Annotated in this window: 21 protein-coding genes and 1 tRNA gene; 11 read left to right on the top strand and 11 right to left on the bottom strand. The window is 49.7% G+C overall.

From position 1 onward, the window contains the following. Nucleotides 1-268 precede the first annotated feature (268 nt). The 5 genes from GWK09_RS03815 to GWK09_RS03795 form a co-directional block, all read right to left on the bottom strand. A tRNA-Asp gene (locus GWK09_RS03815) sits at nucleotides 269-342 on the bottom strand. A gap of 172 nt (nucleotides 343-514) precedes the next feature. Then, nucleotides 515-1,444, bottom strand: a complete 930-nt coding sequence (locus GWK09_RS03810) for a DUF58 domain-containing protein (RefSeq protein ID WP_163691675.1) — start codon at nucleotides 1,442-1,444, stop codon at nucleotides 515-517. A 108-nt stretch (nucleotides 1,445-1,552) separates the two neighbouring features. Continuing rightward, on the bottom strand, nucleotides 1,553-1,870 hold the full coding sequence (gene trxA, locus GWK09_RS03805) for a thioredoxin (RefSeq protein WP_163691674.1): 318 nt from the start codon (nucleotides 1,868-1,870) through the stop codon (nucleotides 1,553-1,555). 99 nt (nucleotides 1,871-1,969) lie between these two features. Beyond that, entirely contained in the window at nucleotides 1,970-6,352 is a 4,383-nt protein-coding gene (gene dnaE, locus GWK09_RS03800) for a DNA polymerase III subunit alpha (protein ID WP_163691673.1), read from the bottom strand. A 137-nt stretch (nucleotides 6,353-6,489) separates the two neighbouring features. Continuing rightward, complete coding sequence (locus GWK09_RS03795; protein WP_163691672.1) at nucleotides 6,490-6,945, bottom strand: ferritin-like domain-containing protein; 456 nt, start codon at nucleotides 6,943-6,945, stop codon at nucleotides 6,490-6,492. A 325-nt stretch (nucleotides 6,946-7,270) separates the two neighbouring features. Here GWK09_RS03795 and GWK09_RS03790 point away from each other — a divergent pair, with 325 nt between their 5' ends. The 4 genes from GWK09_RS03790 (at nucleotide 7,271) to GWK09_RS03775 (ending at nucleotide 10,289) form a co-directional block, all read left to right on the top strand. Beyond that, nucleotides 7,271-8,212, top strand: coding sequence for a M23 family metallopeptidase (locus tag GWK09_RS03790; protein WP_163691671.1), 942 nt, complete (start codon nucleotides 7,271-7,273; stop codon nucleotides 8,210-8,212). A 145-nt stretch (nucleotides 8,213-8,357) separates the two neighbouring features. After that, nucleotides 8,358-8,996, top strand: coding sequence for a 30S ribosomal protein S16 (locus GWK09_RS03785; protein WP_163691670.1), 639 nt, complete (start codon nucleotides 8,358-8,360; stop codon nucleotides 8,994-8,996). A 14-nt stretch (nucleotides 8,997-9,010) separates the two neighbouring features. Further along, nucleotides 9,011-9,541 (top strand): ribosome maturation factor RimM, encoded by a 531-nt coding sequence (gene rimM / locus GWK09_RS03780; protein ID WP_163691669.1) that lies wholly within the window; start codon nucleotides 9,011-9,013, stop codon nucleotides 9,539-9,541. Nucleotides 9,542-9,560: 19 nt separating this feature from the next. Next, entirely contained in the window at nucleotides 9,561-10,289 is a 729-nt protein-coding gene (locus tag GWK09_RS03775; protein ID WP_163691668.1) for a tRNA1(Val) (adenine(37)-N6)-methyltransferase, read from the top strand. A 1-nt stretch (nucleotide 10,290) separates the two neighbouring features. Here the strand turns inward: GWK09_RS03775 and GWK09_RS03770 are convergent, their stop codons facing one another. Together GWK09_RS03770 and GWK09_RS03765 are read right to left on the bottom strand one after the other, a co-directional pair. Next, a complete protein-coding gene (locus GWK09_RS03770) occupies nucleotides 10,291-11,175 on the bottom strand; it encodes a dimethylarginine dimethylaminohydrolase family protein (RefSeq protein WP_163691667.1) in 885 nt (294 codons plus the stop codon). Between the two features lie 9 nt (nucleotides 11,176-11,184). Next, nucleotides 11,185-12,498, bottom strand: coding sequence for an amino acid permease (locus tag GWK09_RS03765; protein WP_163691666.1), 1,314 nt, complete (start codon nucleotides 12,496-12,498; stop codon nucleotides 11,185-11,187). Nucleotides 12,499-12,557: 59 nt separating this feature from the next. Between GWK09_RS03765 and GWK09_RS03760 the strand changes: the two genes are divergently transcribed. Next, the gene (locus tag GWK09_RS03760) at nucleotides 12,558-13,658 is read left to right on the top strand and encodes an aromatic ring-hydroxylating oxygenase subunit alpha (RefSeq protein WP_163691665.1); all 1,101 of its coding nucleotides are present in this window, start codon (nucleotides 12,558-12,560) and stop codon (nucleotides 13,656-13,658) included. A gap of 82 nt (nucleotides 13,659-13,740) precedes the next feature. Next, a complete protein-coding gene (locus GWK09_RS03755; protein ID WP_163691664.1) occupies nucleotides 13,741-14,919 on the top strand; it encodes an acyl-CoA dehydrogenase family protein in 1,179 nt (392 codons plus the stop codon). Here the strand turns inward: GWK09_RS03755 and GWK09_RS03750 are convergent. Beyond that, nucleotides 14,912-15,982, bottom strand: a complete 1,071-nt coding sequence (locus GWK09_RS03750; RefSeq protein ID WP_163691663.1) for a phosphotransferase enzyme family protein — start codon at nucleotides 15,980-15,982, stop codon at nucleotides 14,912-14,914. The genes GWK09_RS03755 and GWK09_RS03750 overlap by 8 nt on opposite strands. A gap of 19 nt (nucleotides 15,983-16,001) precedes the next feature. Continuing rightward, nucleotides 16,002-16,886: a nucleotidyltransferase family protein gene (locus tag GWK09_RS03745; RefSeq protein WP_239530594.1), complete on the bottom strand. Its 885-nt coding sequence runs from the start codon at nucleotides 16,884-16,886 to the stop codon at nucleotides 16,002-16,004. Nucleotides 16,887-16,990: 104 nt separating this feature from the next. Between GWK09_RS03745 and GWK09_RS03740 the strand changes: the two genes are divergently transcribed. From GWK09_RS03740 to GWK09_RS03730, 3 genes are all read left to right on the top strand, one after another. Beyond that, on the top strand, nucleotides 16,991-18,349 hold the full coding sequence (locus GWK09_RS03740; RefSeq protein ID WP_163691662.1) for a Gfo/Idh/MocA family protein: 1,359 nt from the start codon (nucleotides 16,991-16,993) through the stop codon (nucleotides 18,347-18,349). A gap of 112 nt (nucleotides 18,350-18,461) precedes the next feature. Continuing rightward, nucleotides 18,462-19,823, top strand: coding sequence for an oxygen-independent coproporphyrinogen III oxidase (gene hemN, locus GWK09_RS03735; protein ID WP_163691661.1), 1,362 nt, complete (start codon nucleotides 18,462-18,464; stop codon nucleotides 19,821-19,823). A 17-nt stretch (nucleotides 19,824-19,840) separates the two neighbouring features. Continuing rightward, a complete protein-coding gene (locus GWK09_RS03730) occupies nucleotides 19,841-20,662 on the top strand; it encodes a universal stress protein (RefSeq protein WP_163691660.1) in 822 nt (273 codons plus the stop codon). 48 nt (nucleotides 20,663-20,710) lie between these two features. On the opposite strand, the gene GWK09_RS03725 is transcribed toward GWK09_RS03730, so the two are convergent. Beyond that, nucleotides 20,711-22,102 carry a Gfo/Idh/MocA family protein gene (locus GWK09_RS03725; protein WP_163691659.1) on the bottom strand — a complete coding sequence of 464 codons (1,392 nt, stop codon included), beginning with the start codon at nucleotides 22,100-22,102 and terminating at the stop codon, nucleotides 20,711-20,713. Between the two features lie 51 nt (nucleotides 22,103-22,153). After that, nucleotides 22,154-22,591 (bottom strand): RrF2 family transcriptional regulator, encoded by a 438-nt coding sequence (locus GWK09_RS03720; RefSeq protein ID WP_163691658.1) that lies wholly within the window; start codon nucleotides 22,589-22,591, stop codon nucleotides 22,154-22,156. Nucleotides 22,592-22,722: 131 nt separating this feature from the next. On the opposite strand from GWK09_RS03720, the gene GWK09_RS03715 reads away from it, so the two are divergent. Together GWK09_RS03715 and GWK09_RS03710 are read left to right on the top strand one after the other, a co-directional pair. After that, nucleotides 22,723-23,226, top strand: coding sequence for a c-type cytochrome (locus GWK09_RS03715; protein WP_163691657.1), 504 nt, complete (start codon nucleotides 22,723-22,725; stop codon nucleotides 23,224-23,226). An 11-nt stretch (nucleotides 23,227-23,237) separates the two neighbouring features. Beyond that, entirely contained in the window at nucleotides 23,238-23,819 is a 582-nt protein-coding gene (locus tag GWK09_RS03710) for a fasciclin domain-containing protein (RefSeq protein ID WP_163691656.1), read from the top strand. Nucleotides 23,820-23,822 lie beyond the last annotated feature (3 nt).

Below are 23,822 nucleotides of genomic sequence, written 5' to 3'. Positions count from 1 at the left end.
ATAGCCCTGTCAGGATCTAGTGGTATTTGCACTTTTTTCATGGAGATATCGAAGTAACGGCAGGAGGTCCATCTGTTGATCCGTAGTATTTAACGCAAATGGAAAGGGAAGGTACGACCACATTAGAATGCTGCACAAAATGAGTCGGAGCCCTTCCGCCTGCACAGCAGGCGGTAGTCTTTTTCCATTTCTTCGCACTCTGAGCAAGCTCAGGTGCTTCGAAATGAAAAAGCCCTCCACACTTTGTGCGAAGGGCTCTGCTTCTCTGCGGTCTGGACGGGACTCGAACCCGCGACCCCCTGCGTGACAGGCAGGTATTCTAACCAACTGAACTACCAGACCAATGATTTTATCCGTTTTTGAACGAACCCTGACGACAGTCAGGTTCAAATCTTGCTGCAACTGCTTTTAGAAAGCTAGTTTTTTTCTCGGCCACACCTACGGAGGTGTTTAAGAGGATGCAAATATACGTCGCTTCTCGAATTACACAAACAATTTCTGCAAAATAAACCCCCTAGCCAAATGCCTGCCTTTCAATCATAAAGGTGTTGAGCACTTTGGCAAAGGATTCCCGTATGTCTACCGGTACGTACTTGATCTTGTACTTGGCACAGGTAAGTTTTAAGGCAGACATAAACGCCCTGACCTCCTCTTCATAGGCATCCCTGATGGTATCTGCAAAAAGGTCTATATGCATCCCCGTTTCCACATCCTTGTAACGTTTGGGTGTATTCTCGAAATTAAAGGAGAGTTCTGTTTCCCTGTCCAGCAAATGGAACAGCACTACCTCGTGTTTGTTAAACTTCAAATGCCGCAGGGCATCGAATAGCTGTTCATCCTCCGCCTCTGTCTGGAACATATCGGTAAACAGGAAGACCAGGCTGCGCCGCTTTAGTTTTTCTGCGATCTGATGCAGATAGGTATAGGTCCTGGTTCCACTCCCTGAGCTTCTCAATGTGCCAACTTCATTGAGCCTGGCTAATAGCATCTGGTGGTGTCTTTCGCTGCCCTTTTCAGGGGAGTAATGGGTGTATTCATCTGAATAGATACTCAAGCCCACGGCATCCCTCTGTTTTTTGAGAATATTCATCAGGGCGGCTATGGCGAGTACCCCAAAACCGATCTTGTTCAGGTTGTCCGGCCCGAGCTGTTTTACTTCCGGATAATACATGGAGGCTGAATTGTCGAGGATCATATGACATCTGAGGTTGGTCTCCTCCTCGTACCGCTTTGTGTAGAGCTTGTCTGTTTTCCCAAAGAGTTTCCAGTCTATATGCTTCGTGCTTTCGCCCGTATTGTAGATCTTGTGTTCGGCAAATTCCGCAGAGAACCCGTGGAAAGGGCTCTTGTGTATCCCACTGATAAACCCCTCCACTACCTGTCTCGCCAGGAGTTCCAGGTTCTGGAAGAGTCCGCTTTGTTCCAGGTGTTGTTGCAGATCCATGCTTCTAAGATACGGATATGGCCTTACAATTAGGCCAGACTATCCATTTACGTTTCCCCAAACAAAAAAGCCCGGCAGAACCGGGCTTTAATATTTGAAAAAATATGATTAGAGCGCTGCGTCTATAGCGTCTGTATACACTTTTTTGGGAGATACTCCCACCTGCCTGCTTACGATCTCGCCATCCTTGAAGACAAGAACGGTTGGAATGTTTCTTACCCCATATTTGGCGGCATATTCCTGATTGCTGTCCACATCCACTTTGCCGACTACTGCTTTCCCTTCGTATTCGCTGCTCACTTCGTCGATGATCGGTCCTACCATACGGCATGGACCACACCAGGCAGCCCAAAAGTCGACCACCACGGGTTTGTCACTCTTTAAGACCACTTCATCAAAAGTAGCATCTGTTATTTCTAATGCCATGATTTTCTGATTTAAATTCATGCAAATTTAGACAATAAATTCCCGAATTCCTTACAGCCTGCGAATTCGTTTTCCCTATAACACCATTACCTGAGGCTATCAATTGAGTTTGTAATGTACCTCCTTGTCCTCCAGTGTGGCTAACAGTTCACTGCTGATCTGTACTTTTTGTTTCCTGCTCGAAAGAGTGACCTTGATCTCATCCTGCATCTCGTATACAGTAAAATGCAGGGGTTGCTTTCCTTTATGGGAACGTAGGGTATCCTTCAGGTCGAGGATCCGTTCCTCATGGAGTTGATCTATGTCGAGTTTGATGGTGAGCTTTTTAGCAAAATTTTCCATTACGTCCTGCAACAGTAGAAAATGGTTGAATTGCAGCCTGGGCTCTCCTTTTTTTCCGGTCTCCCTGTTCACCCATCCTTCACGTACAAAAACCTTGATAAAAACGAAGGAGTTGATCATCAGGAAATGCCGGAATTTCAAGTACTCTTCCCCAAAAATGCGAAATTCAAAGGAGTCCGTATAATCTTCGAGCGTAAAGACGGCCCATCCCTTTCCGTTTCTGGAAACGCGGTGCTGAACGTCCGTGATCACCCCCGCAAAACTCAATTCCCGGTTGATCTGGTCATCAAGATGGTGGAAAAAGGAGATGTTGGCGTTCGTAAAGGCCTTGATCTCGGCTTTAAAATCATCCAGGGGGTGGCCCGAGATATAGATCCCTACCACCTCTTTCTCCCGCCTGAGTTTTTCCATCGTACCCCATTCAGTACATGGGGGTACTACCGGCTCCGGAATTTGGACCTCGCTGGCCTCACCGAAAAGGCTCACCTGGGCAGAATTCTCGTTTTCCTGGTATTTGGCCCCGTACCGGATAACCTTTTCAAGGAAAGTGATCCCCTCTCCCTCCAGGTGGAAGTACTGTGCCCTGTGGGTCTCTCCGAAAGAATCGAACCCACCGGCAAGGGCCAGGTTCTCAAAGGCCTTTTTATTGGCTGCCCTGAGGTCTATGCGTTTAGCAAGATCGAACACGGACCTGTATGCCCCGTTCGCCTTGCGCTCCTCCACAATGGTCTTCACGGCAGAGTGGCCCACACCCTTGATGGCACCCATGCCGAAACGGATGGCACCCTCCCGGTTGACGGCGAATTTGTAGTAGGATTCATTGACGTCCGGCCCGAGTACCTCCAATCCCATCCGTTTACACTCCTCCATAAAGAAAGTCACCTGCTTGATGTCATTCATGTTGTTAGACAGGACGGCCGCCATATACTCTGCAGGGTAATGGGCTTTCAGATAGGCCGTCTGGTAGGCGATATAGGCATAGCAGGTAGAATGACTCTTGTTGAAGGCGTAAGAAGCAAAAGCCTCCCAATCCTTCCAGATCTTCTCGAGGACCTCTCTCGGATGCCCGTTCTTTTCCCCCCCGTCCAGGAATTGAGGTTTTAGTTTTTGCAGCAGGGAGAAGATCTTTTTCCCCATGGCCTTTCGGAGGATGTCTGCCTCGCCCTTGGAAAATCCGGCAAGCTCCTGGGACAACAACATCACCTGTTCCTGGTAGACGGTGATCCCGTACGTATCCTTGAGGTATTCTTCCATTTCTGGAAGGTCGTAGGTGATCTCTTCCTTCCCGTGTTTTCTTGCGATAAAACTCGGGATGTATTCCATGGGTCCCGGCCGGTACAGGGCGTTCATGGCGATCAGGTCGTCAAAGACAGTAGGCTTGAGTTCCTTCAGGTGTTTTTGCATACCGGGGGATTCATACTGAAAGATCCCTACGGTGTCCCCTCTCTGGAAGAGTTCATAGGTGTTCTGGTCATCCAGGGGGAATTCATCGGGCACCAGTTCCACTCCGTGTTTTGCCTTTACAATCTTGACCGTGTCCTTGATCAGCGTCAGCGTTTTCAACCCCAGGAAATCCATCTTGAGCAGGCCGGCGCTTTCCACAACGGAGTTGTCGAATTGGGTGACGTACAGGTCAGAATCCTTGGCTGTTGCGACAGGAACAAAATTGGTGATGTCATCCGGGGTGATGATGACACCGCAGGCATGGATACCAGTATTCCGAAGGGAACCCTCAAGTACCCTGGCCATATTAACCGTCTGTGCCTCCAGGTCATCCCCTTCTGAAATGTTCAGCAACTGGTTGATCTTTTCCATGTCGTCTGCCCTGAATTTCTTTCTCAGATCCTCTTCCGGGACCCCGAAGATCTTTCCGAGCTTAGACATGTTAGGGATAAGTTTTGCGATGCGGTCTGCATCCGGTAAGGGGAGGTCTAGCACCCTGGCCGTATCCCGTATGGAGGATTTAGCCGCCATGGTACCATAGGTGATGATCTGGGCCACCTGGTTCGCCCCGTACTTCTCAATCACGTATTCCATGACCTTGCCCCGGCCCTCATCGTCGAAGTCTATGTCGATATCAGGCATGGAGACCCGATCAGGGTTGAGGAATCGCTCGAACAGGAGGTTGTACTTCAAGGGATCGATATTGGTAATCCTCAGGCAGTAGGCCACAACCGAACCCGCGGCGGAACCCCGTCCCGGGCCCACGGAGACCCCCATATTCCTTGCTTCGCGTATAAAATCCTCCACGATAAGAAAATACCCGGGGTATCCGGAATTCTCTATGGTCGCCAGTTCAAAGTTTATCCGTTCCTCAATTTCAGGAGTAAGGTCCCCATACCGCTCTTTGGCACCCTGATAGGTAATATGCCGCAGATAAGCGTTCTCGCCCCTTTTTCCCCCATCGCTTTCATCTTCTACCACCCTGAATTCTGTGGGGATCTCGAATTTGGGCAACAAGACTTCCCTGGCCAGGTCATAGGGTTCGATCTTGTCTACGATCTCCTGTATATTCGAAATGGCCTCCGGGATATCTTTGAAAAGGAGTTTCATTTCCTCGGACGACTTAAAATAATATTCCTGATTGGGCAGGCCGTATCTATATCCGCGGCCCCTGCCTATGGGCGTGGCCTGTTTCTCCCCGTCCTTTACACACAGAAGGATGTCATGGGCCTCCGCTTCCTCTTTCCTGCAGTAGTAGGTGTTGTTGGTGGCCACCACCTTGATGCCGTGTTTTTGGGCCAGGGCCAGAAGAACCGGATTAGCCCTGTCCTCGTCCTCCTGGTTATGTCGCATGAGTTCGATGTAAAAATCCTCCCCGAACAGATCATGCCACCATTCCAGGGCTTCCTCCGCCTGTTTTTCTCCTGTGTTGAGGATCTTGGAGGCGATCTCCCCGTAGAGGTTCCCGCTCAGAACGATAAGGTCGTCCTTGTAACGGGTGACGATCTCACGGTCTATACGGGGAACGTAATAGAACCCATCGGTGTAAGCCAGGGATGCCATCTTGGCCAGGTTGTGATACCCTTTTTTGTTCTTGGCCAGGAAGACGATCTGGTATCCGTAGTCTTTCTGATTCTTGTTGCGGTGATCCTCACATACAAAGAATTCGCAACCCAGAATCGGCAGGATGGGTTTTTCGTCAAAATCCTCTCCGGCTTCTTCTGCACTTACCTTCCTGCCCGCGACTGCGGCATTATGCGATTTTACCTCCTTTACAAAATGGAAGGCTCCCATCATATTGGCGTGGTCCGTGAGGGCAACTGCAGGCATTTTTTGTTCTGCGGCTGCGGCCACGAGGTCCCGGATCCTGATGGTAGACTGGAGCACTGAGAACTGGGAATGGTTGTGCAGGTGCACAAAGGGAGTATCTTCCAGGCTTTTGAGGTTTGCCCTGATATCCTCTTTTGAAATATCGGGCTGGTCACTTACCTGTTTTGATTGGATAGCTTCCGAAGCCTCTTTCAGATTCTTGTGGGTAAGCCCCAGCAGGGGGATGGTGTCTGGGTTCGCTTCGCTGAAACGCCTGAAGTAATCAGGACCGGCATTTAATTCCCGGGCCGAGAATACCTGCAGCCGAATGAGTTCGAAAAAACAACGGCTGGTGGCCTCCACATCTGCGGAGGCGTTATGTGCTTCAGAAAAGGTTTCCTGGAAGAGGTACTCGTGAAGTTCCGTCAGGGTGGGGAGCTTGAATTTTCCGCCCCGCCCTCCGGGGATCTGGCAAATGGCCGCGGTCTCCTCGGTACAGGTGTCCAGCACAGGCAGGCCGAGCAGTTTGGAATCCAGGCCGGACCTGTGAAATTCAGCTCCCGTGATATTGATATCGAAGCCTACATTCTGACCCACCAGGAAATTCGTTCTTTCCAGGGCTTTGTTGAAGAGTTGCAGGGCTTCAGACAATGGGATACCCTCTGTTGCTGCCAACTCGGTTGAGATGCCGTGTATCTGCTCTGCATCGAAGGGGATGTCGAAGCCTTCGGGCCTGATGAGAAAATCCTTTTGCTCGATGAGATTCCCCATCTCGTCATGCAGCTGCCAGGCAAGTTGTACGCATCTCGGCCAGTTGTCCACATCAGTGACGGGTGCATTCCATCGTTTGGGCAATCCGGTGGTCTCAGTATCAAAAATCAGGTACATAGGAACTACTTAGCAGGCTGAATGAAGGGTTAAAAATACAGATTTATGAAGGCCGAAAAAAACCTTCTTCTCAGGAGTTATCAACCACAAAAAAAATCCGGCGTTAACCGGATTCTTCGATTTGGGTGATGTGATGATCAGGAGACGATCTCTTCGTACATTCTGGAGGTCTCCAGTGCCTTTTCGATCGCATTACGCTGTTTGCTCAGCAGATCTCTGGTGGAGTTTGGCAGGATCCATTCCTTGTTTTCCAGAATGTCCTTGTACGCCTGCAGGATTTTTTTCTCTCCTCGTTCCACCTCGTCGAGAATTTTTTCTGTCTCATTGGAGCTTACGCTGGAGATGAATTTCATCCACAGCCTGTGGAAGTCTCCTTTGATGCTTCTGCTGTCTTCGGGAAGGTTTCCGTAGGTGAGGATCTCGGATTTGAGCTCCTGTCCAAAATTGTATCGCTGGTTTGCTTTGTCTTCCAGAAATTTTTTAATGGAGGGATTTTCGACCTTATCAGCAGCCAGGGAATAGCCCCTTTTTGCGTCGTATGTCAGGATTAGTAAATCGTTTAATTTGTTTGAAATTTTTTCTGAATACTTCATTAATCAATCGTCATTTTAAATTCAAGTGTTATCGACTCTCGACAACTATAATAAGATATAAGAAATCCTCGGATAGCCAAGAAAATAAGGCACTTTATAATAGATTTAACGAAAAACCTTAAAGGGTGTTAAAGAACGGGTATGCAGTAGAAAAATTCAATCGAAGGGAATGATTTTCCCCTAGGGCGATGTCGTTTCGGCGCAACATAAACCTTAGGTATTTTATGGTTTTTATCCATATGAAAAATGAGTATTATTCCTATTTTGACCATCGAAGTCATGGAGAATCACTATGGTTTAAAATCGATCCAAACAGCTTTTTGATATGAAGTCCACATCCATACTTGCTGCAATATGTTTTACACTATGCATTACGGTTTCCTTCTATGGTTATGCACAGGAAAAGATTGAGATATCCTCCAGTCGGAATGAAGATAACTCCATCACCTATACCTATGAAAAACAGACCCCTGGGAGTCACCTTATAATTCTGGATATCCAGCAGATCACCAACGCCATACCCCCCAGGGAGTTTATAACTGTTTCCGGGAGAAGTGGAAACCTATTTACCCTCAAACCCATCAATGAAAAGACAGGGATAAATTTTCGGTTCAGTTACAGTTCGATCCGGGGTAAGTATGATCCCAAACCGGATTTCAACTTTGTCTACAGCCTGCCTTTCAAGAAGGGAAAGGAGATCAAAGTTGATGAACTATCTGCGATTGAGGAGCGCGCAGGTATTGGAAAACCTGAAAACTGGAAGGCTTTCATGTTCACGACCTCTTCGAGATCCGATAGTGTCTTCGTGGCAAGGAAGGGTCTCGTGGTGGAAGTTGTGGAGGACAAGGACCGGGATTACAACCTGGAATACTCCTTCAAGCAGGAGGCAAATTATGTCATCATAGAACACAGGGATGGGACCATGGCGCGCTATGATGTCCTTGAAAAGAACAGTGTTGTGCCGGAGGTGGGTCAGACGGTATTTCCGGGGGATTTCCTGGCAATGGCCGGCACTTATGATAAATTAGAGAACAAACAACTCAGGTTCTGGGTCTACTACCTCAATGAATTGGACAGGGATGTGCTAAGGAACCCCAGAAGAATGTCTGACGGGAATGTCTTTTATTCTCATCTCAATCCTCTTTTTTTAACATCGGAGGGAACCAAACGGCTGAAAAAAGGGGATTTCGCCACTGCTGCGATCCATGAGGAGCTCATCACCGCAGAAATGTCCAGGAGGGAGAAAAAGAAGCGCTCCACAGATTAGAACCGGGGTTTTTGAACCAAAAATTCTTTGCTTTTATTTCGTTTTGTTTCCCGAAGAAGATGTATATTTGCACCCGCTTTACAGTAAAAGCGAACAAGAAGAATTAATAACCGAGGGTCGGGTACCCTGCAAAAATTAATGTGATATGCCAGTTAGAATCAGACTTCAAAGACACGGTAAGAAAGGAAAACCTTTTTACTGGATCGTAGCCGCGGACAGCCGCGCTAAAAGGGATGGGAAATTCCTAGAGAAATTAGGGATCTACAATCCGAATACCAATCCTGCCACCATCGACATCAATGTAGACCAATCCGTTCAGTGGTTGAACAACGGTGCTCAGCCGTCAGACACTGCCAAAAGGATCCTTTCTTATAAAGGGGTTCTCCTGAAACACCACCTGATGGGAGGTGTTCGTAAAGGAGCCCTTACCGAGGAGGAGGCTGAAAAGAAATTCCAGGCCTGGGTCGAAGAGAAATCTAAAAAGGTTTCCGATAAGGAAAAGAATTTGAGCAAAGCTCAGGAAGAGGCCAGGAAGAAGGCTCTGGAAGCGGAAAAAGAAGTTAATGAGAAAAGGGCCCAGGCTGCTGCAGAAGCAGAACTGCCTGAAGCCCCTGAGGAAGTCCCTGCAGAAGAAGAAGTAGCAGCTCTGGAAACAGCCCCTACTCCTGAAGAGTCAGTTGCTCAGGAAGCAGAAGCGGCAGAAGCTCCTGCTGAAGAAACACCAGAAGCCAAAACCGAAGAAGCTCCCGAAGAGGAAAAAAAACCGGCTGAAGACAAAGAGTAATGGGATCGCGGTCTATGCGTAAGGAAGAATGCTTCTACCTGGGCAAGATCGTTTCCAAATACAGTTTTAAGGGGGAGGTCCTGATCAAACTAGACACAGACGAACCCGAACTATACGAAAATCTGGAATCAGTGTTCATTTCCCTTGGAAATAGCCTGGTTCCTTTTTTTATTAGTAAAAGTCAGCTTCACCGTTCAAACCTGTTGCGGGTCGACTTCGAAGAGATCAGCAACGAGTCAGATGCCGACAGGATCCTGGGGGCCGAGGTCTACCTTCCTTTAGATCTATTGCCGGAATTGAGCGGTAATAAATTTTACTATCACGAAGTCGTAGGGTTCACATTGATGGACAGCCAGTACGGCGATATAGGGAACATCCTTTCCGTGAACGATTCCGCTGCCCAGGCCCTATTTGTAGCGGAAAAGGACGGAAAGCAATTGCTTATCCCTGTGAGCGATGATATAATCACCGGGATAGACCGGGCAAAGAAGACTGTTTTTGTCACCACCCCTGAAGGCCTGGTTTCCCTCTACCTCGAGAATTAACCTGAAACCTGAGGGATTTATGGATTCTTCATCCCCTAAAAAGCCATTTCGATTTAAACAATTTGATATCCACCAGGACCGCTGTGCCATGAAGGTGGGTACGGACGGGGTCCTCCTCGGGGCATGGGCCCCTGTGGATAAAAGGCCCGCGTCCGTTCTGGATATTGGAGCGGGGACAGGGCTTATCGCCCTGATGCTGGCCCAACGTACGGAGGCAGAAACAATCGATGCCCTTGAAATAGACGATGAGGCCTACGAACAATGTGTGGAGAATTTTGAGGCCTCTCCCTGGGCCGACCGACTTTTCTGTTACCACGCCGGGTTGGACGAGATGGTTGAAGAAATGGAAGAACCCTACGACCTGATCGTCTCGAATCCACCCTTCCATCCCGAACAGGTAGACAGCGGATCTGAGGCCAGGAACAAAGCCAGGCAGAATAGCAGTCTCCCTGTTGAGGAATTGCTGCTGGGAGTGGACAGGCTTCTGGATCCCAAAGGCATCTTTGCGACGATCATCCCTTACCGTTCTGAGGATGCCATTATCAGCGCTGCATTGGGAGTAAACCTGCACCTGATCAAGGCAACCCGGGTAAAAGGGACCCCTCAATCGCCGATCAAGAGGAGTTTGCTGGCATTTTCGAGATCAGAAAAAATTCTTGTAGAGGAAGAACTGGTCATTGAACTCGAACGTCATGTGTACTCGGAGGCCTACATAACTCTGTGCAGGGATTTCTACCTGAAGATGTAAACTAGATCTTTCTCCTCAGCGGACGGGTCAGGCAGGTAGGTCCGCCTCCCCCTTTGACGCTGATCTCATTCCCCTCGTAGGTAGAGACCTGGCACCCAGCTTTAAGCAGCAGTTGCTCGGTGACAGGATTTCCTTTTGCCATCACACAACGCCTTGGCCCTGTGGCCAGGATGTTGCATCCCAGGCTGTCGAATTCGGCTTCGGGGACCTCCACAAGCTGATATCCCCTTTCCAGCAGGGTGTTGCGAAAGGCTATGGGGATAAGGGGGGAATATACGGCTGCCAGGTCCCTGTCTATGGGGCTCAGTACGGACATGAGGTGGAAGACATCCGAAGGTCCCCTGAAATGGGGTAGTTGAACTACGATCACCTCCACTCCCATGGGCCTCAGCAGACCGGTCAATTGTTCAATACCCGATGGATTGGTACGGTAACTGTGCCCCACCGCTAGCGTATGCCTGTCTAACCAGGCGACGTCACCGCCCTCAAGAGTTCCCGGCGGTTCGATCTGTCCTAGGATGGGAATATTCAGGGATTCATAAGATCTTTGTTGTGATGCAGGTTCGCCCTGCCTTAGCACTTTCCCCATCCTGCAAAGGATAACGCCCTGGTCCGTGATGATGCTGGCATCCCGGCAATAAATAGCATCCAGGGTCAGGGATTCCTCTCCTGTGAAGTACAACAACTCTGCTCCCGAATCTGTCAGGGTCTTATGAAATCCTTCGTATTCATCAAAGGCTTTTTGAATTTTCGGGACTGAGGTAAAATTGAGTGACCTCCATTCTGCCAGTGCCTTCTTTTCATTTCGGAAAGCCTCTCTCGCCGGCATGACGAACACCTTGTCCAGAGGAAGGTATTCCGAATGACTAGTGTATTCTTCTGACATTCTCTCGTGTTATTTAGATTTGTTTTTCCACTTCAGCCAAACGTAGAAAGGGGTGCCTGCCAGTAACAGGATAAATCCCCAGAATACTGCCTTTTCCCCTGCTCCGAACACAGCCCACAGGGAGTAGGCAAAGGTGAGGCTTCCCAGGACAAAGATCCCTGTTTTTGTCTTTTTGGTTCCATTTCTCTCGAGGGAGATAGTTACGTATGCCGAAGCAGAGAACAGGTAGGGTACCAGGGTGCATAGGGTAGACAGAAGGATAATGAATTTGAACTGTTCCACAAGTCCTTCCGAGTAATTCATAAGCATGACCAGGGAACTGAGGGCACTGCCAATGACAATTCCCCAGACAGGAACCCCGTTAGAATTTTCTTTCTGAAATATCTTGGGGAAAAGCCCATCGCGGGAAATAGCCCTGGCCAGCTGACTCTGGATCAGGATCCAACCGTTCAGTGCGCCGAAGGCAGCAATGGCAGCACCTCCGGCCACGATATAACTCCCTGTTTCCCCGGTCATGACCTTCATCGCATCGGCAAAAGGAGCCGGGGAATTCGTCAATTCATCCAGGGGAACCAGACCCATTACCGCAACGGTGCTGAGGATATATACCGCGGTGGTGATCAATGTCCCGAGAAGGGTAGCCCTGGGGATGGTCTTTTCCGGGTCCTTGACATTATCTGCCGGGATCGTGGCACATTCGAGGCCGAGGAAGGCGTAAAGGGTCATCGTTCCGGTGATGGCAATCGCATTGAAGGAGGATGTGTCACTGGCGTTGAACGGGATAAAATTATCCGCCTTAAAAAAGAAAAAGCCCCCAAGTATGATCACCAGAATGGGGGAAAGCTTAAGAATGGTGGTCAGTACCTGCATCTTTCCGGAGGACCGAACACCCCTCGAGTTGACCCAGGTAAGGAACCATATCGCAGACAGGCCGGTCATCAGGGCCACCACAGGCTCGTGATTCAAAACCGGGAAAAAAATACTGAGGGCACTGACAAAGGCAATGGAGAGGGCTGCAACCGCGGTCCAGACAGCGATCCAGTATCCCCATGCGACCATAAAACCCACATAGTCTCCGAACCCTTCCCTGGCAAATGCATAGGGTCCGCCATTATTATTCCGGACCATGTTGCTGAGCTTGCTGAAGACCAGGGCGAGCAGAAGGGCCCCCATGGAGGAAGCCAGCCAACCCAGGATACTGATTCCGCCGTATTCTGCCAGTGCAGCCGGCATCATGAAGATTCCTGCGCCGATCATATTCCCTATGACCAGGGAGGTGGCCATCCAGATCCCCAATTTGCCCTTACTCGATTTAGGAGACATAAGACGGGCCGTTAATCGAAAAGAATTCCATAATTTTAAATGTACAAATTAATAGAGACGTGGCCCCAAAATTCTTCATCGATCCGGATATCCGAAAAGCCAGTACCCTGCCTTCATACTTCTATCGCCACACCGAGGTCTTCGAAGCGTTAAAGGAGAAAGTTTTTTACCGTTCCTGGCAGTGGGCAGGGGATACCCTGGACCTGAAAGAAAAGGGATCGGTTTCCCCTTTTACCCTCCTTCCGGGATTTCTGGAGGAGCCTTTGCTGATGAGCAGGGATGGGCAGGGGACCGTCCGCTGTCTCAGCAATGTGTGTACGCACAGGGGAAACCTGGTCGTCGAAAGACCCGGAAAGTACAGAAAACTGGTATGTGGATACCACGGTCGCAGGTTCAGTTTGGACGGACGTTTTGAATTTATGCCCGAATTCGGGGAGACCATGGATTTCCCGAGGCCTTGTGATGACCTGCACACTTTTCCCGTTCGCCAATGGGGCCCTTTTGTCTTTGCCGGCCTGTCTCCTGCATTCGACTTCCAATCTGTGATCGATTGTATGGACGAACGTATCGGATTCCTTCCCCTTACTGAGTTCAAAAGGGATGCGAAAAGGGATAAGGATTACACCATCCAAGCGCACTGGGCCTTATATTGCGACAATTATCTGGAAGGATTCCACATTCCTTTTGTTCACGAGGATCTCAATGAGGTTTTGGATTACGGGAATTACGAAACGGTCCTCTATGACCATTGCAACCTGCAGATCGGTTATGCCGAGGGAACGGATGAGGTATTTGACCTGCCCAAAGGGCATATCGACTACGGGAAAAAGGTTGCGGCCTATTATTATTGGGTCTTCCCCAATATGATGTTCAATTTTTACCCCTGGGGCCTGTCTGTCAACCTGGTCCAGCCACAATCCATATCCCAGACCAAGGTATCGTTTCTGAATTATGTCTATGATGCGACCAAATTGGATAAGGGGGCCGGGACAGGTCTGGACAAGGTGGAAATGGAAGATGAGGCGGTCGTGGAGGGAGTCCACAAAGGGATCCGATCCCGATATTACCAGGCAGGCAGATTTTCCCCTACCCGGGAAAAAGGAGTACATCATTTTCATTCCCTCCTGGCCCGCTTTCTGGATAAGGCAGAAGAGAAATAATATCGATTCTTTCCCCTGAATATCTATTTCTATCCATTGGTTTGTTCTGGGCCTTTGAGTACCTTTGACAAAATTTTCACCTATGAGGCCCGATCTTTTTGAAGCACCGGATTACTACAACCTGGATGACCTGTTGAGCGAGGAGCACCTCCTTGTTCGGGATGCTGCCAGACAATGGGTAAAAAGGGATATTTCACCCATCATAGAGGAATACGCCCAGAAAGCGGAATTCCCTACACAGATCATCAAAGGCCTGGCGGAGATCGGGGCTTTCGGCCCTTATATCCCCGAAGAGTATGGGGGTGCCGGACTGGACCAGATCAGCTATGGGCTTATTATGCAGGAGATCGAAAGGGGTGACAGCGGGGTTCGGTCTACCGCTTCCGTACAGTCCTCCCTGGTGATGTACCCTATTTTCGCATATGGAACTGAAGAGCAAAGGAAAAAATACCTTCCGAAACTAGCCACTGGTGAATTGATGGGTTGTTTCGGGCTTACGGAACCCGATCACGGCTCCAACCCCGGGGGAATGGTCACGAATTTCAAGGACAAGGGAGACCACTTCCTTTTGAACGGAGCGAAACTGTGGATCTCCAACTCCCCCTTCGCGGATATCGCCATCGTATGGGCCAAGAACGAGGAGGGACGTATCCACGGCCTGATTGTCGAAAGGGGTATGGAAGGGTTTTCCACCCCTGAGACCCACAACAAATGGTCTTTGCGTGCTTCGGCTACAGGGGAACTCATCTTCGACAATGTGAAAGTCCCCAAGCAAAACCTCCTGCCCGGGAAAAGCGGTTTGGGAGCCCCTCTGGGATGCCTTGATTCTGCCCGTTACGGGATCGCATGGGGAGCCATAGGCGCTGCCATGGATTGCTATGACACGGCCCTTAGGTACGCCAAGGAAAGGGTGCAGTTTGGCAAACCCATTGCGGCTACACAGCTGCAGCAAAAGAAACTGGCTGAGATGATCACCGAGATCACCAAAGCTCAGTTGCTCGCCTTCAGGCTGGGGCAATTGAAAAACGAGGGCAAGGCTACCACCGCGCAGATCTCCATGGCCAAAAGGAATAATGTGGACATGGCGATTAAGATAGCCCGGGAAGCCAGACAAGTGCTGGGCGGAATGGGGATCACGGGAGAATACCCCATCATGAGGCATATGATGAACCTGGAATCCGTGATCACCTACGAGGGGACTCACGATATCCACCTGTTAATCACCGGAGCAGACATCACAGGACACCAGGCTTTCAAATAATCTCTTCGCCCCCAAAGACCTCCTCTGAGATCGCAATGATCTCGGCCTTATGGTCTCTTGCTCTTTCAGCCACGGCAAAAAGGCTTTTACATCGGTTCAGGTTCTCATCCGGATAGGAAACCCTGTAGTAGCGGTCGTTCTGGAGAAAATCCGTGAGGGCCCTCAGCCCGTGAAGAAAGGGCATAAGTACTGCCCCATGGGCGATGGCAGGCTTTTCGTCTCCTTTGAGGGCTAGTCCGCTTTCCCTGATCCCTTTTAAGAAGTACCTCACCATGTTGAGATCAAAGGAGATTTTAGCTAAGTCAATTTCATCCTCTGGGTTTGGATTGGCCAGGGTCCTGATGGCATCCCCCATGTCGAAATGAAGGAAACCGGGCATAACCGTATCCAGGTCCACCAGGCATTGTCCTTTCCCTGTTTCAGAGGAAAACAGGAAGTTGTTGAGCTTGGTGTCATTATGACAAATGCGGATGGGAAGTTCCTTCAGGTCTTCTTTTTCCAATTCGTCCAGGAGTTGATCTGCAAAGGCAATTTGCTCGGCAGCTTTTTCTTTCCTTTCCCTGGAGGCGTTCTCGAGGGCCGACCTGAACTCTTCCTTTCTTTTTCCCAGGTCATGAAATCCCGGGAGAACTTCCTTGAGGGTCTCAGGCGGGATATCCCCAATTAGTTTGTGAAATATTCCCAGGATCCTGCCCGCCTCGGTTGCTATGCCCGGATCGGAAGTATAATCAAAGGATTCGGCATGGGGCACAAAGGACATCAGGCGCCAATACTCACCCTCTTCATCCTTGTAGTAGGGACGGCGGGATTTCGTGTAAAGGAAGGAAACCGGATAATACCCTTCTCCATTCAGGGATGGAAGGATGGCCTCCAGGTTATCCATGAGTCCGGGGATATCCCGGAAGACATTTTTATTGATTCGTTGTAGCAGGAAGACGGGAGTCTGCCCGTCCTTGATGGTGTAGGTATCATTAATGTACCCCCGTAACAGAGGCTCTATCCCGTACGATTTGCGTTCGATCACAAAATGACCCAAAGCCTCTTCCGGTGTAATGCCTCTCATCCAATCAGTCTATGCCTGGTTAGTTCCAGAGGGGCGAACGGTACTGTCCCTCCTGTGTCATCATTTTCAGGTGGTCCATGGCCGTTTCCTTGTCATTGGCATAGGTTACCCCGAACCACATACTTTCGGATGGAATCACCTCCACTCGGGTCTCGCCTTGCTGCAACATGGCCTGGATCACGAATGGCAGGTACACCTCCCCTTTCTCCAGGTTCTCCCCTTTGGTGAGAAAACTTTTCAGGTCTTGCTCTATGCGTTCAAAGACAGAGGGCCTGCATACCCAGAAATTCATGCTGACCAGCTCATCCCCCGTAAATACTATTCCTGAATCGGCATCGGTAATCCCGTTCTCGTCTTCGGAGATCTCTGTTCGCTCCTGCACCGAACTCAGGAATTTCCCTTCCTGCTCACATACGCCCCTGGATACCGAACCATAAGGAGAGAGTGTGTCTTTCAGGGTATAGGCGACCAGGCCAAAAGTGTTGCCTCCCATGTCGCGTTCAACAAATCTGGCGGCGTTTTCAAAGGCCTTTTTCCCGTAATAGTCATCGGCATTTATTACAGAAAAAGGTCCGTTTATGACCTTTCGGGCAGACCACACAGCGTGGGCGGTCCCCCAGGGTTTTGCCCTTTCCCCGGAGTAGGATACCCCCTCTGGCAGGTCGTTGAGGTCCTGGGAGACCACATCGAGCTTTACGCCTTTCGGGATCCTTGCCGAGAGATATTCCTGAAGGAAGCTCACATTGTCTTTCTGGGTGATCACCACAATATGGTCGAATCCATTTTCCAGTGCGTCGTATATGCTGAACTCCATCAGGAATTCTTCTTTGGGTCCCAGGCCGTCAAACTGTTTCAGGGCTCCGTATCTGCTGCCCCTTCCGGCAGCCATCAGTAATATGGTCATCGTTCTTTATTTGAGCCCAAAAATAAGTTTTTGCAATAGAATACGAAGGCAGACAGGGAGAATTTCATAAATTCATCGACGATCAACAAATCAATAAGAATGAGATGACAAGCAGAAGGCAGTTTATCCGGAATACCGCAATCGCCGGGGCGGGGCTCAGTATCCTGCCGCACTATGCAGCGGCTGTACAGGGGCCATCGCCGAAAGAAGAACTGAGGGTGGGGCTTATCGGGGTTGGACTCCGGGGGACCAACCACTTGAGGAATCTCCTCCAAAGAGAGGATGTCCGAATCACGGCGATCTGTGATATAGACCCGGATCGCATCACCCTGTGTGAGGCCATGATCAGGGAAAAAGGTAAAGGGAAGGCCAGGGTCTATGGCAAAGATGACCTGGATTATCTCAACCTCCTGTCTTCCGATCAGGTGGATGCAGTGATCATTTCCACTCCCTGGCTCTGGCATACCCGTATGACGGTCGATGCCATGAAAGCGGGAAAATATGCCGGTGTTGAGGTCTCTGCTGCCAATACCCTGGAGGAGTGCTGGGACCTGGTCAATACCCACGAGGCCACGGGGACCCATATGATGATCCTGGAAAACGTCAATTACAGGAGGGATATACTCGCCGTGTTGAACATGGTAAAACAAGGGATCTTCGGAGAATTGGTCCATTTCCGCTGCGGGTATCAACACGACCTGCGGGAGGTGAAATTCAACGACGGCAAACAGCCTTATGGGGGAGGGGTCGAATTCGGGGAGAAGGCCATTTCGGAAGCCCGGTGGCGCACCCTGCATTCCGTGAAGAGGAACGCAGATGTCTACCCCACACACGGCCTGGGGCCGGTAGCAGTGATGGCCGACATCAACCGGGGCAATCGCCTGGTCTCCCTGACATCCCATGCGAGTAAGTCGATCGGGCTGCACAACTACATCGTTAAGAATGGGGGAGAAGACCACCCCAATGCGAAGGTGAAGTTCAAGCAGGGGGATGTGATCACAACGACCCTGGATACGGCCAGGGGGGAGACCATCATCATCACGCACGACTGCAACCTGCCGAGGCCCTATTCCCTGGGATTCAGGGTACAGGGTGCCAACGGTCTTTGGGAAGTAGACGGGAATCGCATCTATATAGAAGGGTCTTCTGAACCCCATAGATGGGATGACGCCACAGGCTGGTTGGAGCGTTACGACCACCCTTTGTGGAAAAAATATGGGGAATATGCCGCAGGTGCGGGCCATGGGGGTATGGATTTCTTTGTGCTGAACGCCTTTGTGGAATCGGCCAAAGCCAACATAGCACCCCCCATGGATGCCTATGATGCGGCGGCCTGGAGCGCGGTAACCCCATTGTCCGAAGCCTCGATCAACAGGAAGGGTGAACCCCAGGACTTTCCGGATTTCACCCGTGGTATGTGGATCAGACGGGAACCCTATTCCTGGATAAAGGATACGTACTAGTGATTATAATTGGTTTCTCAACTCAGAGCAATTTGGTAAGCCGAGTTCGCAGATGATTTTTGTCATGTTTTACCTGCCCTTCTCTGCGTAATTTTGAAGGAAATCTATTTGCATGAACAATCTGATCCAAAAGTACAATGTTCAGGGGCCCAGGTATACCAGTTACCCGACCGTCCCTTACTGGGATGTAAACACCTTTTCGGGCTCGGCATGGAAACAGACCGTGAGGAGGAGCTTTGAAGAAAGCAATGAAAATGAAGGAATAAGCCTGTACATCCACCTGCCCTATTGCGAGAGCATGTGTACTTTTTGCGGCTGCCACAAACGCATTACCAAGAGGCATGAAGTGGAGATCCCCTATGTGAAGTCGGTCCTTAAGGAATGGCAACTTTATTGCGATCTCTTCCCATCAAAACCCAAAATAAAGGAACTGCATCTGGGAGGAGGAACACCCACCTTTTTTTCACCGGAACACCTGAACATGTTGATTCGGGGGATTTTAAGGAGAGGGGAGATCGCGGAGGACTGCGAGTTTAGTTTTGAAGGTCATCCCAACAATACCACCAGAGAACACCTTCAGACCCTCTACGACCTGGGTTTTAGGAGAGTGAGTTACGGGGTGCAGGACTACAGTATAAAAGTGCAGCGCGCTATTTCCAGGATACAGCCCTTTGAGAATGTAAAAAAAGTGACCGAATGGTCGAGGGAGATCGGGTATACCTCGGTGGGGCACGACCTGATCTTCGGCCTGCCGCACCAGAGAATGGAAGACATTGAGGAGACCATGGCGCGCACCATGGCTTTGCGCCCGGACAGGCTGGCCTTTTACAGCTATGCCCACGTGCCCTGGATGAAAGGCAATGGACAGAGGGGGTTTAAGGATGAGGACCTGCCTTCGGCTGAGGAAAAAAGAAAACAATACGAATACGGAAAAAAACTCCTGACGGAGGCCGGCTACTACGAGATCGGGATGGACCATTTTGCACTCAAAAGCGATGGCCTTTACAGATCATTCACCGAGAAGCGGATGCATCGGAATTTTATGGGGTACACAGCGTCCAGGACACAGTTGATGATCGGACTGGGAGCTTCCAGTATAGGCGACAGCTGGTACGGATTCGCCCAGAATGTAAAGAGTATAGAGGAATACCAGCACCTGGTCGAGGACGGTATTATTCCCATATACCGTGGACACATTCTCAACAGGGAAGATTTGGTAATCCGGCGCCACATCCTTAACTTAATGTGCAGGTTGGAAACCTCCTGGGAGGAGGATCAACTGAAATTTGACGACCTCGACCTTGTCCTGGACCATCTGGAAGAGATGAAAATAGACGGACTCGTGGATACTAAGGCGTCTTCCCTGAGCGTTACAGAAGCAGGGCGGCCATTTATCCGCAACGTCTGTATGGCCTTTGACCTGTTACTGCATAGAAAAGCTCCTGAAAAAAGAGTATTTTCAATGACGATTTAACCCTTTAATTCCTATCCATGAAAACTATCATCGTTCCTGTCGATTTCTCAGAACAATCTGAATATGCCCTCAAGGTAGCAGCCTCCCTTGCCAGAAAACAGAAGGCGGAGATCCTCGTCCTGCATATGCTGGAACTCAATGAGGCCATGATCACCTCTTCGGAAGGATTCCATCCGGAACAGACCGTATTTCTGCTTAAACTCGCAGAGAAAAGGCTGGGAGAATTTCTGAACAAGGCTTATTTAAAGGGTATCAAGATCACCCCGGTGATCAAACATTTTAAAGTATTCGGGGAAGTTAACGATATTGCTGAGAAGCACAATGCAGACATGATCATCATGGGATCGCACGGCTCTGACGGCCTCAAGGAGATCTTTGTGGGTTCCAATGCCGAAAAGGTGGTCAGGTATTCTGAGATCCCTGTACTGGTTGTGAAAAGCGAGCTTCCCGATTTTAAGATAGACGATTTTGTCTTCGCCTGTAACTTCAAGAGCGAAAGCCTGAGCGCCTTCCAGAAGGCTCGCGAATTTGCCTCCAAACTGGGAGCAAAACTGCATATGGTTTATATCAACACCCCAGGGGATGATTTCCTCAGCACTCAGGACGCTTACGAGAAGATCAACAAGTATCTGGAAATGGCAGGGGCTGGACAGGAGGTGACCATCTACAATGATTACAGCGTGGAGAAAGGGGTGCTGAATTTCAGCGAGAGCATACATGCAGACCTGATAGGGATTCCCACCCATGGAAGGAAAGGGCTGTCCCATTTCTTTATGGGCAGTATAGGAGAGGATATCACCAACCACTCCAAGGTGCCTGTGATCACCTTTAAAATTTAAGGTAGTCAACGAACGGGAAGAGCGTTATCCAAAGCACTGTTTCCCTTCTCAGACAAGTCTCATCTTTTCCGGATCCCATCGAACGGGTTTCTCGGTGTTGTAGCTCTCATTTGCAAGGAGGGCTGCACCGGCCGCCCGCATGCCAAAGGTTGGGTCCTGTAGGACAGGTTCCTTATTTCTGATGGCCTTAAAGAAATTGTTGAAATGATCGTAATGACCTCCCGGGTAATCATAAGGGGCTTTCCATAGGGTCTCACCAGCGGATAGATCATCGGCCCTTCGATCTTTCGAACTGGCCCGGAACTTTTCGCGAAGCCGCTTTTGTTCCTCCTCCGTATAAGCGATCATAGAATAATCTCCAGGCACTGTTCCCAGTTTACTTCTCTGTAGACGAACCGAATTCTGACTGACCTCCATGGCGCCTTCTGTTCCGATCAGGCGAAAACCGCCCCCATCGCCTGAGCCCGCTATGAAGTTCACCCTGAAGGAAGCATTGAAGGCCGCATGGGTCGGCGTTTTTGGGTAGTCATACAGGGTAAGGGTAACATCCGGAACATCCCGCCCGTCCTTCCAATAGCGGAGTCCGCCTGAAGACAGGGCCCTCTCGGGGCCTTTGGAATCCAGGATGTAGTGTAAGGTTGAGAAGGCGTGAACAAAAAGATCTCCCGCAACCCCTGTACCGTAGTCCCTGTAATTTCTCCATCGGAAGAAACGGGTGGAGTCGAATGGCCTTTTTGGGGCGTTGCCCAGGAAGGTGTCAAAATCAACCGTTTCTGAACTGGCGTCGGTCGGAATGGGATATTGCCAGGCACCTTCTGAAGAATACCGGTCGTTGTACATGTCGAGCAGTACGATGTCTCCTATAGCTCCTTCTTTGTACAGCTGCCGTGCCTTTTCATTCCCTAGGGAGGACATGCCCTGGCTGCCCACCTGGCAAATGGAACCGGAACTTTTCTGGGCGTCTATGAGAGTTTTCCCTTCTTCAAACCGCTGTACCATAGGCTTCTCGCAGTAGACTGCTTTGCCTGCATTCAAGGCATCGACGGCAATTCTGGTATGCCAGTGGTCAGGGGTTGCCACGATCACAGCGTCTATGTCTTTGCGGGAGAGGATCTCCCTGTAATCCCGGGTCGTGAAGAGGTGATCTCCCCAGAGTTCCCTGGCACGGGCCAGTCGGCCTGTATAGAGATCACACACGGCCACCAGCTGAACTCCGGGAACCTTCAGGGCCGTGGTGGTGTCGTATATCCCCTGAATCCCTGAACCGATCAGGGCCAGGTTCACCTGGTCATTTGCACTGTACTTTAATTGAGGATAGACCCTTTCCAAAGTCCTCAATTCACCTTGCGGCATTGCCATGATGTAAGGAGCACTGCCTAGCATAGTACTCCCCAGGGCAGCTTTTTTTATGAAAGTGCGCCTGGATCCTTTATTACTCATAAATATCAGTTGTGTTATGCCTTAAAAGGTAAGGAAATTTTCAGCGTTTGTTCAGGTTCCGGGGATGGAAAAACCATCGTTCTTGTTGAGTTTTCCGGCGAGTTCCTCAATGCTCATGTGTTTCAGGGTGTTCAATAGGATGGCTTTGCTTGGATTGACTAAGTCGTGGAGGGGGCATGGGTTCTCCGCGTTACAATCTTCCAAGCCCAGAACACAGGATTCCAGTCTGTGGGTCCCATCGATCACCTCTATGATCCTGTATACGGGTAATTTCCTGTTCTCTTCTGTGAGATAATACCCTCCTTTGGGTCCCTTGGTCGCAGAGATGACCTGGTGTTTGGAGAGTTGTTGCAGGAGTTTTGCGAGATAGGCTTTAGGGATATCGGTATACAGGCTCAGGTCTTTCACCATTTTTTTATGAGCCTCATCGGTTTGACTAGCCAGATGGATCACCGCCGTTAGGGCGTACTTGGAGGAATTGCTGAACATAGTTTTCCGGTAAAGTTCGTAAAAAATACAATACAAGTATAAAAGGATAATAATATCCGAAATATGATAATTATCATACTTTTTCCCTTTTTCCGCACATAATTTAGCCCCGAAATTTAATCCGTAAATCCATGAAAATTACAAGTAAACTCATTGCCTTATTATGTGCTATCCTGCTTTTCTCCTGCGGGGGCAAAGAAGAAAAAAAGGACGGTTTCAGCCTGGAAAGGAGCAAGGTGGAGGAAGCTCCGGCCCAAACTTCCGTTGCATCCGATGAGGTGCCTGCCTCCCAGCGCATCACCCTGGATGAAAAAGGGGTTGGCCAGATCAAAGAGATCACCCTGGATCCCGAAATCAATACCGCTATGGCTGCCGAAGGCGAGGCCATCTTCAAGACCAACTGTACTGCCTGTCACAAGTTAGACAAGCGATTTATCGGCCCGTCTCCCAAAGGTATTTTGGAAAGACGCAGTCCGGAATGGATCATGAATATGATCCTGGATCCCCAACTGATGACGGAGCAGGACCGATGTGCCAAAGACCTGTTGGTAGAGTTTAATGGTGCGGCCATGGCCAATCAGAACCTGACCTTGGAACAGACCCGGGCAATCCTCGAATATTTCAGAACCCTATAAGATAAACTTCTATGAAAACAATTAGCACCTTAAAACTAATTCTGTTGTCATTATTAGCTCTGGCTGTATTTACCGGGTGTAAGAATGACGGAAAATCAGAAGCCGCAACAACCTCACCTGCTGCCTCTACCTCGGAGGCAAAAGAACAGGGCCAGGCCTTTATCGAAGATGATGAATCTGTGCCCAATGTCCTTCAGATCGCAATTGGATCTCCTGACCACACCACACTGGTAGCAGCCGTACAAGCTGCTGATCTTGAGAATGCCCTGGTGAATGCAGGCCCCTTGATGGTCTTTGCGCCCACCAATGCAGCCTTTGATGCGCTGCCAGCCGGTACCGTCGATGATCTTCTTAAACCGGAGAACAAGGACGCCCTGGCCAACATTTTAAAATACCACGTTACACCTGGCAATTACAGCAAGGAATTCCTGATGAAATTCAAGAAACTTGGACAGGCCAACGACCAAAGTGTCCCCATCGAAGTAAAAGACGGAGAAGTTTACGTAGGAGGGGCCAGGATCGTAGCCAGCATCAATGCAGGAAACGGGATCGTACACGTAGTGGACAAGGTCATGTTGCCTCCTTCAGAATAATAG

Origin of the sequence: Muriicola jejuensis (assembly GCF_010671595.1) — a bacterium.
GTDB lineage: Bacteria > Bacteroidota > Bacteroidia > Flavobacteriales > Flavobacteriaceae > Muriicola > Muriicola jejuensis.
Note: the sequence above shows the minus strand (reverse complement) of the source record. Positions and strands in the feature narration are given on the sequence as shown.

Bases quoted from the DNA above. Each gene is read 5' to 3' on its own strand.
- GWK09_RS03810 (WP_163691675.1), bottom strand. From the start codon at position 1,444: ATGGATCTGCAACAACACCTGGAACAAAGCGGACTCTTCCAGAACCTG.
- trxA (WP_163691674.1), bottom strand. From the start codon at position 1,870: ATGGCATTAGAAATAACAGATGCTACTTTTGATGAAGTGGTCTTAAAG.
- dnaE (WP_163691673.1), bottom strand. From the start codon at position 6,352: ATGTACCTGATTTTTGATACTGAGACCACCGGATTGCCCAAACGATGG.
- GWK09_RS03795 (WP_163691672.1), bottom strand. From the start codon at position 6,945: ATGAAGTATTCAGAAAAAATTTCAAACAAATTAAACGATTTACTAATC.
- GWK09_RS03790 (WP_163691671.1), top strand. From the start codon at position 7,271: ATGAAGTCCACATCCATACTTGCTGCAATATGTTTTACACTATGCATT.
- GWK09_RS03785 (WP_163691670.1), top strand. From the start codon at position 8,358: ATGCCAGTTAGAATCAGACTTCAAAGACACGGTAAGAAAGGAAAACCT.
- rimM (WP_163691669.1), top strand. From the start codon at position 9,011: ATGCGTAAGGAAGAATGCTTCTACCTGGGCAAGATCGTTTCCAAATAC.
- GWK09_RS03775 (WP_163691668.1), top strand. From the start codon at position 9,561: ATGGATTCTTCATCCCCTAAAAAGCCATTTCGATTTAAACAATTTGAT.
- GWK09_RS03770 (WP_163691667.1), bottom strand. From the start codon at position 11,175: ATGTCAGAAGAATACACTAGTCATTCGGAATACCTTCCTCTGGACAAG.
- GWK09_RS03765 (WP_163691666.1), bottom strand. From the start codon at position 12,498: ATGTCTCCTAAATCGAGTAAGGGCAAATTGGGGATCTGGATGGCCACC.
- GWK09_RS03755 (WP_163691664.1), top strand. From the start codon at position 13,741: ATGAGGCCCGATCTTTTTGAAGCACCGGATTACTACAACCTGGATGAC.
- GWK09_RS03750 (WP_163691663.1), bottom strand. From the start codon at position 15,982: ATGAGAGGCATTACACCGGAAGAGGCTTTGGGTCATTTTGTGATCGAA.
- GWK09_RS03745 (WP_239530594.1), bottom strand. From the start codon at position 16,886: ATGACCATATTACTGATGGCTGCCGGAAGGGGCAGCAGATACGGAGCC.
- GWK09_RS03740 (WP_163691662.1), top strand. From the start codon at position 16,991: ATGACAAGCAGAAGGCAGTTTATCCGGAATACCGCAATCGCCGGGGCG.
- hemN (WP_163691661.1), top strand. From the start codon at position 18,462: ATGAACAATCTGATCCAAAAGTACAATGTTCAGGGGCCCAGGTATACC.
- GWK09_RS03730 (WP_163691660.1), top strand. From the start codon at position 19,841: ATGAAAACTATCATCGTTCCTGTCGATTTCTCAGAACAATCTGAATAT.
- GWK09_RS03725 (WP_163691659.1), bottom strand. From the start codon at position 22,102: ATGAGTAATAAAGGATCCAGGCGCACTTTCATAAAAAAAGCTGCCCTG.
- GWK09_RS03720 (WP_163691658.1), bottom strand. From the start codon at position 22,591: ATGTTCAGCAATTCCTCCAAGTACGCCCTAACGGCGGTGATCCATCTG.
- GWK09_RS03715 (WP_163691657.1), top strand. From the start codon at position 22,723: ATGAAAATTACAAGTAAACTCATTGCCTTATTATGTGCTATCCTGCTT.
- GWK09_RS03710 (WP_163691656.1), top strand. From the start codon at position 23,238: ATGAAAACAATTAGCACCTTAAAACTAATTCTGTTGTCATTATTAGCT.